This window comes from Nocardioides panzhihuensis, from assembly GCF_013408335.1.
GTDB classification, from domain to species: Bacteria; Actinomycetota; Actinomycetes; order Propionibacteriales; family Nocardioidaceae; genus Nocardioides; species Nocardioides panzhihuensis.
Genome location: NZ_JACBZR010000001.1, coordinates 5,769,815 through 5,787,742, shown reverse-complemented (window position 1 = coordinate 5,787,742; position 17,928 = coordinate 5,769,815). Strand labels below are relative to the sequence as shown.

Sequence of the window (17,928 nt, the reverse complement as noted above, 5' to 3'; positions counted from 1 at the left end):
CCAGTCGTACGCGCAGCATCTTCGCTCCTCGAGTAGCAGATGCGGCCAGATGAACCCAGCCAGAAACTCATCGTCCCACCCCTGAGACGCGTGGCCCGGCCGGTTCGTTGCGTCGAGTCACGAAGAAATCTCGCGCAACCGAAAAGACCGACGGCCCCGCCTCCCGAAGGAGGCGGGGCCGTCAGCTGACTACTGGATCACGACTGGTAGGAACCGAAGTCGAAGTCGTCCAGCGCGACGGCCTGGCCGCCGGTGTTGCCGAACTCGTAGTCGTAGTTGTCGTAACCGGTGACGGAGTACGCCGCGGCGCGAGCCTCATCGGTCGGCTCGACCTTGATGTTGCGGTAGCGCTCCAGGCCGGTGCCGGCCGGGATGAGCTTACCGATGATGACGTTCTCCTTCAGACCGCGCAGCGAGTCGGAGCGGCCGTTGATGGCAGCGTCGGTGAGGACGCGGGTGGTCTCCTGGAAGGAGGCCGCCGACAGCCAGGACTCCGTAGCGAGCGAGGCCTTGGTGATGCCCATCAACTCCGGACGACCCGAGGCCGGCTTGCCGCCCTCGGAGACCACGCGCCGGTTCTCCGACTCGAAGTCGATGCGGTCGGCCAGGTCGGACGGCAGCAGGTTGGTGTCCCCGGACTCGAGCACCGTGATCCGGCGCAGCATCTGCCGCACGATGATCTCGATGTGCTTGTCGTGGATGGACACGCCCTGGGACCGGTAGACCTGCTGGACCTCGTCAACGAGGTGCTGCTGCGTCTTGCGGACACCGAGGATACGGAGGACCTCCTTGGGGTCCGGCGTACCGACGGTCAGCGGCGAGCCGACGTCGACGTGGTCACCGTCGCCGACCCGCAGACGCGAGCGACGCGAGACCACGTACTCCACGACCTCGGAGCCGTCGTCGGGAGTGACCAGGACCTTGCGGGCCTTGTCGGTCTCCTCGATCTCGATGCGACCGGCGACCTCGGAGATCGGCGTGACACCCTTCGGCGTACGCGCCTCGAAGAGCTCGACGACACGCGGCAGACCCTGCGTGATGTCGTCGGCCGAGGCCACACCACCGGTGTGGAACGTACGCATGGTCAGCTGGGTGCCGGGCTCACCGATGGACTGGGCGGCGATGATGCCGACCGCCTCACCGATGTCGACGAGCTTGCCGGTGGCCAGCGAGCGGCCGTAGCACTTGGCACACGTACCCGTGCGGGCCTCACAGGTGAGGACCGAACGGACCTTGACCTCGATGATGCCGGCGCGAACCAGCTCCTCGATCTTGACGTCGCCCAGGTCCTCGCCGGCGACCGCGAGAACCTCGCCGGTCGACGGGTGCTCGATGTCGACGGCAGCCGTGCGAGCGTACGCAGCGGTCTCGGCGTTGTCGTCCTTGATGACGACGCCGCCGGCCTCGACTCCGATGACCTTCGGCAGACCGCGCTCGGTGCCGCAGTCGTCCTCACGGATGATGACGTCCTGCGAGACGTCCACCAGACGACGGGTCAGGTAACCCGAGTCGGCGGTACGCAGCGCGGTGTCGGCCAGACCCTTACGAGCGCCGTGGGTGGAGATGAAGTACTCCAGGACGGAGAGACCCTCGCGGAAGTTCGACTTGATCGGCCGCGGGATGATCTCGCCCTTCGGGTTGGCCACCAGGCCTCGCATGGCGCCGACCTGACGGATCTGGTTGAAGTTACCCGAAGCGCCCGAGGTGACCTGCATGTAGATCGGGTTCTTGCGGTCGAACGCCTTCTCCATGGCAGCACCGACGACCTTGGCGGCCTCGGTCCAGATCTCGACGAGCTCCTGACGGCGCTCCTCGTCGGTGACAAGACCACGCTCGAACTGCTTCTGCACCTTGGCAGCCTGCGTCTCGAACGTCTCCAGGATCTCGGCCTTGTTCGGCGGCGTGGTGACGTCGTCGATGGAGACCGTGACACCCGAACGGGTGGCCCAGTGGAAGCCGTTGTCCTTGAGCGCGTCCAGCGACGCCGCGACCTCGACCTTGGTGTAACGCTCGGCCAGGTCGTTGATGATCGCGCCGAGCTGCTTCTTACCGACCTCGTAGTTCACGAAGGGGTAGTCGGCCGGCAGGGTGTCGTTGAAGATCACCCGGCCCAGCGTGGTCTCGAGCACGAGCGGGTTGCCCTCGGTCCAGCCCTCCGGCACGTCGTAGCCGATCGGCGGGACGATGTCGTCGAGACGGATCTTGACCTTGGACTGCAGCGTGATCTCGAGGTGGTCGAAGGCCATGATGGCCTCGGCCGGGGACGAGAACGCACGACCCGCACCGACCTCGTCCTCGCGGTCCGAGGTGATGAAGTAGAGACCGATGATCATGTCCTGGGTCGGCATGGTGACCGGACGACCGTCGGACGGCTTGAGGATGTTGTTGGTCGAGAGCATCAGGATGCGAGCCTCGGCCTGGGCCTCCGCCGACAGCGGCAGGTGGACAGCCATCTGGTCACCGTCGAAGTCCGCGTTGAACGCGGTGCAGACGAGCGGGTGCAGCTGGATGGCCTTACCCTCGATCAGCTGAGGCTCGAAGGCCTGGATGCCAAGGCGGTGCAGGGTGGGCGCACGGTTCAGCAGAACCGGGTGCTCGGTGATGACCTCTTCGAGGACGTCCCACACGACCGGGCGAGCACGCTCGACCATCCGCTTGGCGGACTTGATGTTCTGAGCGTGGCTCAGGTCCACCAGGCGCTTCATCACGAACGGCTTGAACAGCTCCAGGGCCATCTGCTTCGGCAGACCGCACTGGTGCAGCTTGAGCTGCGGACCCGACACGATGACCGAACGGCCGGAGTAGTCGACGCGCTTACCGAGCAGGTTCTGACGGAAGCGACCCTGCTTGCCCTTGAGCATGTCGGAGAGCGACTTCAGCGGACGGTTGCCCGGCCCGGTGACCGGGCGGCCACGACGACCGTTGTCGAACAGCGAGTCGACGGCCTCCTGCAGCATCCGCTTCTCGTTGTTCACGATGATCTCGGGGGCACCGAGGTCGAGGAGACGCTTGAGGCGGTTGTTGCGGTTGATCACACGACGGTAGAGGTCGTTGAGATCGGAGGTCGCGAAGCGGCCACCGTCGAGCTGCACCATCGGGCGCAGGTCCGGCGGGATGACCGGGACGGCGTCGAGCACCATGCCGGTCGGCTTGTTGCCGGTCTTGCGGAAGGCGTCGACGACCTTGAGACGCTTGAGCGCGCGGACCTTGCGCTGACCCTTGCCGGTGGCGATGGTCTCGCGCAGGCTCTCGACCTCGGCCTCGATGTCGAAGTTCTCGAGGCGCTTCTGGATCGCCGTGGCGCCCATGTGGCCCTCGAAGTACTTCCCGAACCAGGTCTTCATCTCGCGGTAGAGCAGCTCGTCGCCCATGAGATCCTGGATCTTCAGGCTCTTGAAGGTGTCCCAGACCTCGTCGAGACGGTTGACCTCACGCTCGGTGCGGTCGCGCAGCTGCTTCATCTCGCGCTCGGCGCCGTCCTTGACCTTGCGCTTGACGTCGGACTTGGCGCCCTCGGCCTCGAGCGCGGCCAGGTCGGTCTCGAGCTTCTTGGCGCGGTCGTTGATCGCCACGTCGAGCCGGCTGGTGAGCATCTTGCGCTGCTGGTCGACCTTGGCCTCGAGCGAGGACAGGTCGCGGTGACGCGCGTCCTCGTCGACCGAGGTGATCATGTACGCAGCGAAGTAGATGACCTTCTCGAGGTCCTTCGGTGCGAGGTCGAGCAGGTAGCCCAGCCGCGACGGGACGCCCTTGAAGTACCAGATGTGGGTCACCGGAGCGGCGAGCTCGATGTGGCCCATCCGCTCGCGGCGTACCTTGGAGCGGGTGACCTCGACGCCACAGCGCTCGCAGATGATGCCCTTGAAGCGCACGCGCTTGTACTTGCCGCAGTAGCACTCCCAGTCCCGGGTGGGACCGAAGATCTTCTCGCAGAAGAGGCCGTCACGCTCGGGCTTGAGCGTGCGATAGTTGATGGTCTCAGGCTTCTTGACCTCGCCGTGGCTCCACGCGCGGATCTCGTCCGCGGTGGCCAGGCCGATCTTGAGCTGATCGAAGAAGTTGACGTCGAGCACGATGGCTTCCAGTTCCTTCGTTAGTTCTTGGAAAGTTCAAAGGGGACTGAGGGAGGGAGGTACGCCGCGGCGTACCTCCCGCTCGTCAGACTTCCTCTACGGAAGAGGGCTCGCGACGGGAGAGGTCGATACCGAGCTCCTCGGCGGCGCGGAAGACGTCTTCCTCCGCGTCACGAAGCTCGATCGCCGAACCGTCCTGGCTCAGCACCTCGACGTTCAGGCACAGCGACTGCATCTCCTTGACGAGAACCTTGAACGACTCCGGGATACCCGAGTCGGGGATGTTCTCGCCCTTGACGATCGCCTCGTAGACCTTCACACGGCCGGGCACGTCGTCGGACTTGATGGTGAGGAGCTCCTGCAGGGCGTAGGCGGCGCCGTACGCCTCCATCGCCCAGACCTCCATCTCACCGAAGCGCTGGCCACCGAACTGGGCCTTACCGCCGAGCGGCTGCTGGGTGATCATCGAGTACGGACCGGTCGAACGCGCGTGGATCTTGTCGTCGACCAGGTGGTGCAGCTTGAGGATGTACATGTAGCCCACGGCCACCGGCTCCGGGAACGGCTCGCCGGAGCGACCGTCGAAGAGGCGGGCCTTGCCGTCGGTGCCGACCACACGCCGACCGTCCCGGTTGGGGAGGGTCGCGCTGAGCAGACCGGTGATCTCGTCCTCACGCGCACCGTCGAAGACCGGGGTGGCCACCTTGGTGCCCGGGTCGGCCTTGTCGGCGTGGATCTTGATCAGGCGCTGCTTCCAGGCGCTGTCCTCGGGGTCCTCGGAGAGGTTGAGGTCCCAACCCTGCTTGGCAAGCCAGCCGAGGTGGAGCTCCAGGACCTGTCCGATGTTCATACGACGCGGGACACCGAGCGGGTTGAGCAGGACGTCGACCGGGGTGCCGTCCTCCATGAACGGCATGTCCTCGACCGGCAGGATCTTCGCGATGACGCCCTTGTTGCCGTGACGGCCGGCAAGCTTGTCACCCACGGAGATCTTGCGCTTCTGCGCCACGTAGACCCGAACCAGCTGGTTCACGCCCGGGGGCAGCTCGTCGCCCTCCTCACGGTCGAAGACGCGGACACCGATGACGGTGCCCTCCTCGCCGTGCGGAACCTTCATCGAGGTGTCGCGAACCTCGCGCGCCTTCTCACCGAAGATCGCGCGGAGCAGGCGCTCCTCCGGGGTCAGCTCGGTCTCGCCCTTCGGGGTGACCTTGCCGACGAGGATGTCACCGGTGGTGACCTCGGCGCCGATGCGGATGATGCCGCGCTCGTCGAGGTCGGCCAGCATCTCCTCGGAGACGTTCGGGATGTCCCGGGTGATCTCCTCCGGGCCCAGCTTGGTGTCGCGAGCGTCGACCTCGTGCTCCTCGATGTGGATCGAGGTGAGGTAGTCCTGCTGCACCAGACGCTGGGAGAGGATGATCGCGTCCTCGTAGTTGTGGCCCTGCCACGACTGGAAGGCGACCAGGAGGTTGGCACCCAGCGCCATCTCGGCACCCTGGGTCGCCGGACCGTCGGCCAGCGGGGAGCCGACCTCGACCCGGGTGCCCTCGTCGACCAGCGGCTGCTGGTTGACGCAGTTGCCCTGGTTGGAGCGCTCGAACTTCGCCAGCTTGTAGCTGGTGTAGGTGCCGTCGTCGTTGAGGGTCTCGATCAGGTCGGAGGAGACCTCCTTGACCACACCGGCCTTCTTCGCGAGGAGCACGTCACCGGCGTCGACAGCCGCGCGGTACTCGATGCCCGTGCCGACCAGCGGCGAGTCGCTGCGGACCAGCGGCACCGCCTGACGCTGCATGTTGGCGCCCATGAGCGCACGGTTGGCGTCGTCGTGCTCGAGGAACGGGATCAGCGCGGTCGCGACCGACACCATCTGGCGCGGCGAGACGTCGATGTAGTCGACCTCGTCGGCCAGGAGCTCGGAGACCTCACCGTCGCGCTGGCGGACCAGCACGCGCTCGGTCGCGAACTTCATGTTCTCGTCGACGGCCGCGTTGGCCTGCGCGATGACGTAGCGGTCCTCGTCGTCGGCGGTCAGGTAGTCGATCTTGTCGGTGACGACACCGTTCTCGACCTTGCGGTAGGGCGTCTCGACGAAGCCGAACGGGTTGATCCGACCGAAGGAGGCCAGCGAACCGATCAGACCGATGTTGGGACCTTCAGGGGTCTCGATCGGGCACATCCGGCCGTAGTGCGACGGGTGGACGTCTCGGACCTCCATGCCGGCGCGGTCACGGGAGAGACCACCCGGGCCCAGAGCCGACAGACGCCGCTTGTGCGTCAGGCCCGCGAGCGGGTTGTTCTGGTCCATGAACTGCGAGAGCTGCGAGGTGCCGAAGAACTCCTTCAGCGCAGCGACCACGGGACGGATGTTGATCAGGGACTGCGGCGTGATCGCCTCGACGTCCTGGGTCGTCATCCGCTCGCGCACCACGCGCTCCATACGAGCAAGACCCGTACGCAGCTGGTTCTGGATCAGCTCGCCGACCGTACGCATCCGGCGGTTGCCGAAGTGGTCGATGTCGTCGGCGGCAACGTCGGTCATGCCGGCCGGCATCTCGAGCTGCGCGCGCCCGTCGTGCAGCGCGACGATGTACTTGATCGTCGCGACGATGTCGTCGACGGTCAGCGTCTGCTGGTCGAAGGCCTCGGTCAGACCGAGCTTCTTGTTGACCTTGTAGCGACCGACCTTGGCGGTGTCGTAGCGCTTCGGGTTGAAGTAGTAGTTGTTCAGCAGCGTCTGCGCGGCCTCACGCGTGGGGGGCTCGCCCGGGCGCAGCTTGCGGTAGATGTCGAGCAGCGCGTCGTCCTGAGCGGTGGTGCTGTCCTTCTCCAGGGTCAGCATCATCGACTCGTACTCGCCGAACTCCTCGCGGATCTGCTCGTTGGTCCAGCCGAGGGCCTTGAGCAGCACCGTGACGTTCTGCTTGCGCTTGCGGTCGAGGCGGACGCCGACCAGGTCGCGCTTGTCGATCTCGAACTCGAGCCAGGCACCACGGCTCGGGATCAGCTTGGCTGTGTAGATGTCCTTGTCGGACGTCTTGTCGGCGGTGCGCTCGAAGTAGACACCCGGGGACCGGACGAGCTGCGAGACGACGACGCGCTCGGTGCCGTTGATGACGAAGGTGCCCTGTTCGGTCATGAGCGGGAAGTCACCCATGAAGACCGTCTGGCCCTTGATCTCGCCAGTGTCGTTGTTGGTGAACTCCGCCGAGACATAGAGAGGCGCGGAGTAGGTGAAGTCCTTCTCCTTGCACTCCTCGACGGTGTACTTGGGGTCGTAGAAGACAGGGCTCTCGAACGAGAGGGACATCGTCTCCGAGAAGTCCTCGATCGGGGAGATCTCCTCGAAGATCTCCTGCAGACCGGACTTGTGAGACACGTCCTCACCCGCTGCTTCGCGGGCGGCAACCTGCTCCTGCCAGCGCTCGTTACCGATCAACCAGTCGAAGCTGTCGGTCTGGAGGGCGAGGAGCTTGGGAAGCTCGAGAGGCTCTGAGATCTTTGCGAAAGAGATGCGGCGAGGGGTGGAGTCACCCGACGAGGTGCGCGCGGCCAAGAGGAATCCTTCGACAAGGTTCGCAGGTGGATTCGCAGCACGCCGACCACCGAACAGCCACCGGGCAGGCTGAGAGGCATATGAAGGCATGCGCAAAGCGCCATCGTACGCTATAAAAGCGCACTCCACAACACCGGGCCCAGTTACTAGTCCGGCGTACCTTCATTCACACCTGCGGCGCCCGAGCTTCGGCGTTGGTGGTGCATTGCCTATGTCGAGCATCGCGGATGATCATGCGCCCCATCGGCACCCTGGGTCAAGCGTTCGAGCCAATCGGTCCGCCTCCCGGGAAGTTGTTCCAATCACTTGACAGGTAGCGCAAAGCCACGGCTGACCGGCCCCGACGCTGGCTCAGCGGCGCGCTAGTCCTTGCTCGGCCGCGTCTCGACCTTGTCCACCAACCACTCGTCACCGACCTTGGCCATCGTGAGCATCGCGTACTCCTGGTAGCCGATCGGGGTGCTCCGCTGGGCGTTGGTGACCTGGCGGTCGACCAGCACCAGGACCTGCACGGTCTCCTCGGAGACCCGGATGACGCCGGCGTCGACCGGCGCGAGGGTCTTCACCACGGTCTTCGTCTTGGGGACGTTGTCGACGAGAACGGCGAAGAGACGGTCGTAGTCCTCGCGGTAGTCCTTCGTCATCACCTCATGAGCCTTGCTCTTCGACTCGTCCATCTTGCTGTGGTCGTAGGAGAGCAGCGGGACGACGGCCTTCTTCGCCGCCTCGAGCGCCTCGGCGCCCTGCTCCTCGACCAGGAGCTTGTGGTTGCGGGTGATCTGCTTGCCGACCGCGCCCTCGACCGTGCTGGTGGTGACGTTGTTGTTGGAGACGGTGGCGACCTTCTCCTGGCCGAAGAAGACCACTCCGGCGGCGACGACCGCAGCCAGGGCCAGCGCACCGGCGGCGATCAGCCCCCACGTCGGGAGCACCGGCAGCGTACGACCGGCGGACTCCTTCACCTCGGCGTCTGGGCCGTCGGCGTCAGGGTCCGGAGCGTCGTGTACGTCCGCGACCGCCCCAGCCTCGACGAAAACGGTCTCATCGTCGAGCGCGTCCTCGTCGACCGGGACTTCGTCGACCGCGTCTTCCTCGGCGGCGTCCTCGTCGGCGGCGTCCTCGTCGGCAGCCTCCTCGCGAGCGGCCAGCTCAGCGTCGTACGCAGCCCGCTTCTCCTCGTCCAGCAGGACGGCAGCGGCTTCGTTGAGGGTCCGGAAGCGGCGGTCGGTCGGATCCAGATCGGCGATCGCGGCCTTCCACGCGGCGCGGATGTCGGCGCTGGCGGCGTCGGGCTCGACGTCGAGCAGGTCGTACCAGGTCGGGCTGCTCATCGGTGAGCTCATGGGGTCACCCCTTCGCTGGGCTCGGTGGTGGGAGCCTCCTCGGCGGGGTACCAGTCGTCGACCAGCCACTTCCCGTTCTGCTTCACGAGCTCCACCTCGGTCCGGGCGAGCTGGCGTGCCGCCTCGACGCGCTCCTCGGACCCCTCGGACTTCGGGTAGCTGATCGCGAGCTCCGCCACGACCAGCACGGTCGCGCTGTCCTCGTCGAGGCCGGCGACCGCGGTGCTGTGCACGTCGCTGGTGCGGCCGACGCTCTGCTGGACGACGGTGGCCTCGGCGAAGGCGACGTTGCTCAGGAAGCTCTTCTCGAACTTCGGGGTCAGCAGCTCGCCGACCTGCTCGCGATACTCCGGCATCGTCTTCTTGTCGCTGCCGATGTCTTCGGGCCCGTAGGTGTTGACCCGCCCGACGAACTTGTCGGCCGCTGCCATCGCCTGCTCGCGCTGGCTCACCACGGACTCTTCGGCTCCGCGGGTCAGCTGCCAGCCGACGTAGCCGACGGCGGCGAGGATGACGGCGACCAGCAGAGCCAGGATGCCCCAGCGGAGCTGGTTGGTCCGCTTGTCGCTCGCCCGGTCGGACGTTGCGCCGGTCTCCGTGGCGGGACCGGGATCGGTCGTGGTGCTCAAAGGATCACTTTTCCTGTAACGGTGGTGGTCAGTCGCTCGGCGAGGAGCCAGTTCCGGGCATCATCACCGTACGCCGCCGACGGATCGGTCGATGCGGCAGCACTCCGGGACCCCGGGTCCGGTCGGCGGCGTGGTGGTCGGCTGGTCCGGCTACTCGGTCTCCATCGGCTGGAGGTAGAGCCACTTCCAGGCGTCGTCGCCGTAGGAGGACGGAGCAGCGGTCGAGACCGAGGCGTCCTCCATGTCGCTCCAGGTGAGCTCGCCGGTCTCGGGGTCGAAGGTCGCGATCGATCCGGTCTCACCAGCAGCCGCACGCGGCAGCTGGCTGGAACCGCGAGCGTTCGACTTGGTCGGGTCCTCGGTGCAGGAGACCTCCGTGTTGAACGGACGGCTGTCCAGATCCAGCGGGCTCCGCTTCTTCGTGCTCTCGTAACCCTGCTTGCACGGCGTCTGGGTGGTCAGCGCCATGCCGAAGTGGGCCTGCGCCAGGCCGGGGTTGCCGACGTCGACGACCGCGAAGCTGCCCTCGACCACGGTCGGGAAGATCGAGAGCAGGTGCTTGAGGCCCGGGAGGTTCTTCCGGACGACCTTGCCGGTCACCAGCACCTCGTTGAGGAGCTCGCTGATCTCGACCTCGTTCTGCTCCAGGAACTGCCGCAGCTCGACGGAGCTGGCCGAACCGCTCTCGATCAGCTTGATCAGGTCCTTGTTGGAGCCCGCCAGCGTGCCGGTGAACAGCTCCAGGTCTGACGCGAACGACTTGATCGCCGAGCTGCTGTCCAGCTGTCCCTGGAGGACGGTGTTGCTGTCCCGGATCAGCTGCGTGGTGAGCGCGAAGTTCTGGTCGGCCGTCTCCACGAAGGCGGTGCCGGTGTCGATGATGGTCTGCAGGTCCTGACCGGTGCCGGCGAAGCTCTTGCCGAGCTCGTCGACGGTCGTCGTGAGCGCCTTCTGGTCGACAGAGTTCACCGTCGTGGCGACGTCCTCGAGAAGCTTCTCGGTCGGCAGCGGCGTGGTCGTGGCGGCACGGGCGATCTCCGACCCGTCCTCCAGGTAGGGCGCGCCCTTGGACTGCGGCTGCAGCTCGACGTACTGCTCGCCGACGGCCGAACGGTTGCCGACCACGGCGAGGCTGTCTGCCGGGATCTCGTCCTGCCAGTCCTTGTCGATCTTGAGGGTCACGTCGACACCGGTGCGGTTGAGCACCAGCTCACCGACCTGGCCGATCTTGACGCCTCTGTAATCGACCTCGGCATCCTCGTAGATGCCGCCGGACTGGGCGAAGTGGGCGACCACGACGTAGTGGTCCTTGACGAACAGGGAGCCCAGGCGGGCGTAGCGCGCACCCACGAAGCTGACCCCGACGAGGGTGATCAGCAAGAAGACCATCAGCTGCATCTTCGTCCGGCGGGTGATCATGAGACGCCCTCCTGGTGGGTGTTGCTCGAGGTGCTCAGAGCCGGGATCATCAGCGAGGTCAGACCGGGGTCGAGCTCCTTGCTCAGCTCGTCGTAGGTCACCGCATGCGTCCCTGGTGTGGCGCCGGCCCGACAGAACAGGATCAGGACGCACCCGGAGCCGTCGTCGGCGGTGCTCCCGCCGCTGTTGGGCGAGGTCATCCCGAGCCCGAGAACACCTTCGAGGGTCTTCCCGATGGATCGGAGCAGGCCCGTCACGCACTCCGCGGGCGCGTTCGACTGTCCGGTCAGCGCCTCCTGGCAGGTGTCGATGGCGCCGGCCAGCCCGCCCTCGTTGCAGACGTTGGTGAGGTTGTTGAGCCAGTCGAGAGCGGTCTTCTCGTCGGGGAAGGTCTTGATGTGGCGGTTGATCTCGTCGAGACCCCAGCAGACGGTGTCGCCGACCCGCGGCGCGTTCTGGAGCAGCGTGTCGAGGTTGAGGTCGAGGGTGACGTCGAGGTTGACGAAGTCACCCTGGTGCAGGTTGCGGGCGGTCTGCGGCGAACCACCGACGGCCGCGTCGACGAACGGGTAGGTGAGGATCGTGTTCATCGACCGGACGAAGTCGTCACCCGAGTCGGCCAGGTTCGAGAGGACCGGCTGAAGGTCCTTCACGATGCCGATGGTGTTGTCCTTGGACGCCCGGATGACACGTACGCCGGTGTCGCCGAGCCGCTGGAGGGCCTTGAGCATCTTGACCAGATCGGCGCGCTGCGTGTCGATGCTCGCGATCGCCGAGGGCAGCTCGTCGAGCGCGGCGTCGATGGAGCCCATCTGCGCGTTGGTGGCCTTCGCCAGCGCATCGAGCGCCTCGATGGCCGCGACGATCTTCTCCTTGTTGTTGTCGAGCTCGCGCGCCAGCTGCTCCACCTGGTGGAGAACGGAGCGGGCCGCGTCCTCCCGACCGGCGAGCGCCTTGTTGAGCTCTGTCGAGATCGTCTTCAGCTGGGCTACGCCGCCGCCGTTGAGCAGCAGGCTCAGCGCACTGAAGACCTCTTCGATCTCCGGGTTGCGCCCGGTCTGCGCCAGCGGGATGGTCGAGCCGTCGTCGAGCTTGGTCGGCTCCGGCTCGGCGGGACGCTCCAGGGCGACGAACTTCTCGCCGAGCAGTGAGGTCTGCTGGATGGAGGCCCGCACGTTGGTCGGCAGGTCGACGTTCTTCTTGAGCAGCATCTCGACGGTCGCGACACCATCGTCGAGCCAGACCTTGTCGATCTTGCCGACGTCGATGTCCTCGAGCTTGACCGTCGACTGCGGCACCAGGTCCAGGACGTCCTGGAACTGCGCCGTCACCGAGATCGCATCGTTGCCGGCGTCCACGCCACCCGGGAGCGGGAGGTCGTAGACGGAGAAGGTCCCACAGCCGGTCAGCACCATGGCGCCGGCGATCACGCCGACGAACGTCTGGACGGCGCGCCTCATCGTGTTCCGCTTCGGCATCATTCCTTCACCTCCACCAGGCCGCCGAGCGACATGTCGTAGGGGACCCCATAGGACGAACCGGTGCCGAGACCGATCGCCGCGGACCGGTTCAGGCCCGGCAGCTGTCGGATCTGGGAGCAGGTCTCGGCGCTGCTGCCGTTCGTCGCCTGGTCCACCAGGCTGCACAGGAACGACGCCGGGTTCTCCAGGATCTCGTCGAGCACCATGGTGATGTTGGCGTTGGTGTCGAGCGTGCCGGTCTCCGGGTTGTAGGCCAGGCCCAGGTTGTTGAGCGCCAGCGGCGCCGTCTGAAGGCTCTCGTCGAGCGCCTTGCGCTGCCGCACGAGGACCTTCGCGATCCGGTTGAGCCCCTGGATGTCCTCGCGCAGGATCGCCTTGTTGTCCCTGACGAACTGGGTCACCTTGGTCAGCGCCACCGAGAGGTTCTTCATCGATGCGGCGAGCTCTTCGCGCTCGCCCTCGAGCATCGAGGAGACCTCCGCGAGGGCCTGGGCGAAGTCGCGTACGGTCTGGTCGTTCTCGGCGAGGGTGCCGACGAAGCCCTCGAGCTGCTCGGCGGAGTTGAAGAACTGCTCGTCGCGGTTGTCGAGCGTCTTGGTCAGCTTGCCGAGGTCGCCGACGGTCGAGTTGATCTTCTCGCCCTGCCCGCCGAGGTTCTTCGCGGTCTGCTGCAGCAGGTCGGTGAGGGCGCCGTTCTTGTTGGCGCCGTCGGGACCGATCGCGACCACCAGGTCGTCGACGCTGGAGTAGATCTGGTCGAGCTCGACCGGGACCGAGGTCTTGGCGGTGCTCAGCACCGCGCCGTCGGCCAGCTTCTTCCCACCGTCGTACGCAGGGGTCGCCTGGACGTAGCGGTCGCCGACGATCGAGGGCGAGATGACCACGGCCTTCGCGTCCGCGGGCAGGTGGACGTCGCTGTCGTACTCCATGGTGACCTTGACGTCGGTGCCGTTCGGCTCGACCTCGGTCACCTTGCCGACAGCGACACCGAGCACCCGCAGATCGCTGCCCTCGTAGAGCGAGACGGTGCGTGGGAAGTGGGCCACCAGCGTCTTCTCGCCGGTGTCGCGCACCAGCGCCCACGCTCCGATGCCGAGGACCAGAGCGCCGATGATGATCGGGACGATGATTTTGTTCATGCCGCCACCTCCGTAGCGCAAGCGCCAGGATACGGACGCGGCGGCATGAAGGTCCTCAGGTTCACTCGCTGACGCTCGTTCATGGGGTCCTCCCTCCTGTGAGAGCCGGGACGGGAGGCATGTTCTGGATGTAGGTGTCCCACCAGGGGCCGTTGCCCAGGGTGTTGTTGAAGACCTTGTAGAACGGCGCCAGCAGCTGCAGCGACTTCTCCAGGCTCTCCTCGTTCTTCGTGAACACGTCGAGGATCACGTCGAGGCTCTCGAGCGCGGGCTTGAGGTCGGCTCGGCTGTCGTCGACCAGCTGGGAGAGCTCCTTCGAGAGCTGCTGGGTGGAGATGAGCAGGTTGTGGACAGCCTCCCGACGCTCGACCAGCGCCGTGAAGAGCTGGTTGGCATCGTTCATCAGGGTGATTAGGTCCTCGTCGCGCTCGTCGAGCACCTTGGTCACCCGGTCGAGCTGGGTGAGCAGCGACTCGATGCGCTCGTCCTTGGCGGCCAGGTTGCGGGAGAGGTCCGAGACGCCGGTGAGGGCGGCCTGGAACTCCTCCGGCGTCGACCGGGTCAGATCAGCGAGCGTGGTGAGCGCCGCGGCGAGCTGATCCTTGTCGATGTTGGCGGAGGTGTCGGCCAGACCCTCGAAGGCCTCGACGACGTCGTAGGGGGACTCGGTGCGGTCCACCGGGATGGTGGCACCCGCTCGCATCTGGCCGTCGCCGGCCGGCTGCAGCTCGAGGAACATGTCACCGAGCAGCGTCTTCACCCGTACGCCCGCCCCGGAGCTCTCGCCGAAGTTGACCTTCTCGCGGATCTTGAAGCCGACCTTGACCTGGTTGCCGTCGAGCTCGATCGAGTCGACCTTGCCGACACGGACACCGGCCACCCGGACCTCGTCGCCGGTCTTCAGGCCACCGGCCTCGGAGAAGTTGGCGTAGTAGGTTGTGCCGCCGCCGATCAGCGGCAGGCTGTCGGCCTTGAAGGCCATCACCATCAGCATGACGAGGACGGCGATCGAGACGGCGCCGATCTTGACAGGGTTACGTTCGCGGAAGGGAATCATCCGAGGTTGCACCTCGCTTGACCGGGCTTGTAGAGATCGATGAACTGGTCCTTGCCCTCAGCGTCCCGGATCGTGCCCCGCAGACCGCAGAGGTAGAAGTTGAACCAGCCGCCGTAGGTCGCCGTCGCACCGATCTTGTCCAGCTTGATCGGCTGGAGCTGGAGGGCGTCGTCGAGCTGCTTCTTGTCCTTGGCGACCTCGTCGGAGAACCTCCGGGCCTCGCGCAGGTCCTCCAGGAGCGGGTCCTTCACCTCGTGCACCAGGTCAGCGGTCTCCACGGAGAGCGCCGAGATCTGGTCGAGCGACCCGAGGATCGCCTCGCGGTCGTTGTTGAGCCCGCCGACGAAGTCACGGAAGGTCACGATCAGCCTGGAGAGCTCCTTCTCCCGGTCGCCCACGTGCTCGAGCACCTCGGTGAGGTTGTCGATCAGGGCATTGATGATCTGGTCCTTCTCGGCCAGCGTCGAGGTCAGCGAGGCCGTGTGGGAGAGCAGGCTCTCCAAGGTGCCGCCCTCGCCCTGGAAGACCTGGACGATCTCGTAGGAGAGGGTGTTGACATCGTTGGGCGACAGCGCCTGGAAGAGCGGCTTGAACCCGTTGAAGAGGACCGTCAGATCGAGCGCCGGATGGGTCTGTCCGACCGGGATGGTCTGGCCCTCCTGCATCGCCGACGAGTCGCCCACCAGCTGGTTGGTCAGCGCGAGGTAGCGCTGACCGATCAGGTTGCGGTACTTGATCGTCGCCTCGGTCGTGGTCGCGATCTGCTGCGCGCTGTCGACCGTGAAGGTGACCACTGCGGTGCGCGCGTCGTCGGAGATCTCGATGCCCTTGACCGAGCCGACCTTGACCCCGGCGATGCGTACGTCGTCGCCCTTGTTCACGCCTGTGACGTCGGTGAAGACCGCCTTGTACTCATCGGTCCGACCGAACGTGACGTTGCCGATCGTGATCGCGAGCAGAGCGGTGGCCAGCGTCGTGACGATGATGAAGACGACCAGCTTCCAGAAGTCCTGGAAGGTCTTGGCGTCGAAGAGCTTCGTTGCGCTCATTCGTAGCTCACCTCCGCTCCACGCGCGGCCGGACCGAGCATCAGCGCGCCGAGGTCCGGGACCTCGTCTGCGCTCATGCCCATACCCGGGGCGAACAGCTCGTTGATGACATCGGCCTCGGCCGACGTACCGACATATGACAGGGCCGAGTACTCGGTCGACCCGGTGGCGGAGCGCATGACGCCCTTTCCGGTGGGCTCGTCGACACCGTCGTCCTTGTTGGGGAACGGGGCGAACGGCTTGTCCTGGTTCCACGACGCGTTCGGAAGCTCGCCGCACTGAGGACCGCTGTCCTCGCCGTAGCGTGGCTTGTCCTTGGTCGAGTACGGACGAGTCAGGTGCGGAATGGTCTCCAGCGTGATGTGGACGGTGTAGTTGCGGAACACCTCGGTGAACTCGTCGGTGAGGATGTCCATGCCTCCGATCAGGCAGGGGAACATCGGCGCGTAGCGGGCCAGCGCCTGGGTGACCGGCCGGCCGACCTCACCGAGCTGGATCAGCGTGTCGCCGTTGTCGTCGAGGAACTCGTCAGCGGTGTTCGAGAAGGCGGTGACATCGGTCAGCATCTTGTTGAGCTGCACCTCGCGGTCCTCGAGCGTGGTCGCGGTGACGATGGAGTTGCGGAGGATCTGGCCGATCTCCGGCAGCACGGCCTGGTAGGTGCCCGAGACCTCGGTGGCGAGCTCGAGATCCTCGATCAGCGCCGGGATCTCGGGGTTCAGTCGCTTCAGGTAGGAGTCGAGGGTGTCCAGCGACTCGCCGAGCTTGTCGCCCCGCCCCTCGAGCGCGGTGGCGAGCGCGTTGAGCGTGTTGTTGAGATCGGCCGGCTGGATCGTCCGCAGCAGCGGGTAGAGGTCACGCAGCACGGCCTGGACCTCGGTGGCCATCTTCGTCTTCTCGATGACCGCACCCGCCTGGATCGACTCGGTGAACTCGGTCTCAGGCGGGACCAGCGAGACGTACTTCTGACCGAAGAGAGTCTTGGGGAGGATCGCGCCGGTCACGTCGGGGTGGACCTTGCTGATCTCGTCGGGGAACAGCCCCAGGGTCAGCTCGGCGCCCTCGTCGGTCGGCTTCATCTCGAGGACCTCGCCGACGATCAGGCCACGGACCTTGACGTCGGCACGGTCGGGGAGCTGGAGGCCGATGCGGTCGGCCTTGAGGGTGATCTCCTCGAAGTTGCCGAACTTGTTGGTGAACTGCGCCCAGGTCAGGGTGAGCGCCGCGAGGACCAGCGCGATGAAGACGACCCCGAGGACCTTCCCCTTCTGCCTGCCCCAGGCGAGCGCCACCGCGCTCCGCTTGCGCGGAGCGGGCACGTGGTGCTCGACGCCTTCACGGCTGAGTGTCTCAGTCATCCCGCCAACCTCACCGTCGTCGTGCTGCCCCAGATCGCCATCGAGAGCATCAGGTCGAGCACGGAGACGGCCACGATGCTCGTACGCACCGCCTTGCCGACCGCGACACCGACGCCGGCAGGACCGCCGGAGGCGTTGTAGCCGTGGTAGCAGTGGATCAGGATCACCACGACCGCGAAGATCAGCACCTTGCCGAAGGACCACAGCACGTCCACGGGCGGCAGGAAGGTGTTGAAGTAGTGGTCGTAGGTGCCGGCGCTCTGGCCGTAGAAGAGGATCACCGTGAACCGGGTGGCGACGTACGAGGACAGCAGACCGACCACGTAGAGCGGGACGATCGCGATCAGCCCGCCGATCATCCGGGTCGTGACCAGGAAGGGCAGCGACGGGATCGCCATCACCTCGAGCGCGTCGACCTCCTCCGAGATTCGCATCGCGCCGAGCTGGGCGGTGAAACCGCAGCCGACCGTCGCCGCGAGCGCGATCCCCGCGACCAGCGGGGCGATCTCGCGGGTGTTGAAGTAGGCCGACACGAACCCGGAGAACGCCGACGTGCCGAGCTGGTCGAGAGCGGTGTAGCCCGAGAGCCCGACCTGGGCCCCGGTGAAGAAGGTCATCGCCAGGATCACGCCGACGGTGCCGCCGATGACGGCCAGCGCGCCGGAGCCGAGGGTGACCTCGGCGAGGATCCGGAGGATCTCCTTCTTGTAGCGCCTGAGCGTGCGTGGGAACCACGCGACCGCGCGCAGGTAGAAGCCGAGCTCGTCACCGAGGTGGTCGAGGCTCTTGGCCGGCTTCTCGTAGATCGACTTGATGGTTGCCAT

At 66.1% G+C, this 17,928-nt stretch carries 11 protein-coding genes; all 11 read right to left on the bottom strand.

Going from position 1 to position 17,928, the window contains the following annotated elements; genetic code table 11:
* Positions 1-197 precede the first annotated feature (197 nt).
* Positions 198-4,073, bottom strand: a complete 3,876-nt coding sequence (locus BJ988_RS27370) for a DNA-directed RNA polymerase subunit beta' (RefSeq protein WP_179660979.1) — start codon at positions 4,071-4,073, stop codon at positions 198-200.
* Between the two features lie 85 nt (positions 4,074-4,158).
* Positions 4,159-7,629, bottom strand: coding sequence for a DNA-directed RNA polymerase subunit beta (gene rpoB / locus BJ988_RS27365; protein ID WP_179660978.1), 3,471 nt, complete (start codon positions 7,627-7,629; stop codon positions 4,159-4,161).
* A 362-nt stretch (positions 7,630-7,991) separates the two neighbouring features.
* The gene (locus tag BJ988_RS27360) at positions 7,992-8,972 is read right to left on the bottom strand and encodes a J domain-containing protein (protein ID WP_179660977.1); all 981 of its coding nucleotides are present in this window, start codon (positions 8,970-8,972) and stop codon (positions 7,992-7,994) included.
* Complete coding sequence (locus BJ988_RS27355; protein WP_179660976.1) at positions 8,969-9,601, bottom strand: hypothetical protein; 633 nt, start codon at positions 9,599-9,601, stop codon at positions 8,969-8,971. Before BJ988_RS27355 ends, BJ988_RS27360 begins: the two co-directional genes overlap by 4 nt.
* Before the next feature lie 150 nt (positions 9,602-9,751).
* Positions 9,752-11,020: an MCE family protein gene (locus BJ988_RS27350; protein ID WP_179660975.1), complete on the bottom strand. Its 1,269-nt coding sequence runs from the start codon at positions 11,018-11,020 to the stop codon at positions 9,752-9,754.
* Positions 11,017-12,498, bottom strand: coding sequence for an MCE family protein (locus tag BJ988_RS27345; RefSeq protein ID WP_179660974.1), 1,482 nt, complete (start codon positions 12,496-12,498; stop codon positions 11,017-11,019). The genes BJ988_RS27350 and BJ988_RS27345 overlap by 4 nt, the downstream gene beginning before the upstream one ends.
* Positions 12,498-13,640 carry an MCE family protein gene (locus BJ988_RS27340; protein WP_179660973.1) on the bottom strand — a complete coding sequence of 381 codons (1,143 nt, stop codon included), beginning with the start codon at positions 13,638-13,640 and terminating at the stop codon, positions 12,498-12,500. The genes BJ988_RS27345 and BJ988_RS27340 overlap by 1 nt, the downstream gene beginning before the upstream one ends.
* 79 nt (positions 13,641-13,719) lie before the next feature.
* Positions 13,720-14,697: an MCE family protein gene (locus BJ988_RS27335; RefSeq protein ID WP_179660972.1), complete on the bottom strand. Its 978-nt coding sequence runs from the start codon at positions 14,695-14,697 to the stop codon at positions 13,720-13,722.
* Positions 14,694-15,746 (bottom strand): MCE family protein, encoded by a 1,053-nt coding sequence (locus BJ988_RS27330; RefSeq protein WP_179660971.1) that lies wholly within the window; start codon positions 15,744-15,746, stop codon positions 14,694-14,696. Before BJ988_RS27330 ends, BJ988_RS27335 begins: the two co-directional genes overlap by 4 nt.
* Positions 15,743-17,104, bottom strand: a complete 1,362-nt coding sequence (locus tag BJ988_RS27325) for an MCE family protein (protein WP_246321589.1) — start codon at positions 17,102-17,104, stop codon at positions 15,743-15,745. The genes BJ988_RS27330 and BJ988_RS27325 overlap by 4 nt, the downstream gene beginning before the upstream one ends.
* Positions 17,101-17,928 (bottom strand): MlaE family ABC transporter permease, encoded by an 828-nt coding sequence (locus BJ988_RS27320; protein WP_179660970.1) that lies wholly within the window; start codon positions 17,926-17,928, stop codon positions 17,101-17,103. Before BJ988_RS27320 ends, BJ988_RS27325 begins: the two co-directional genes overlap by 4 nt.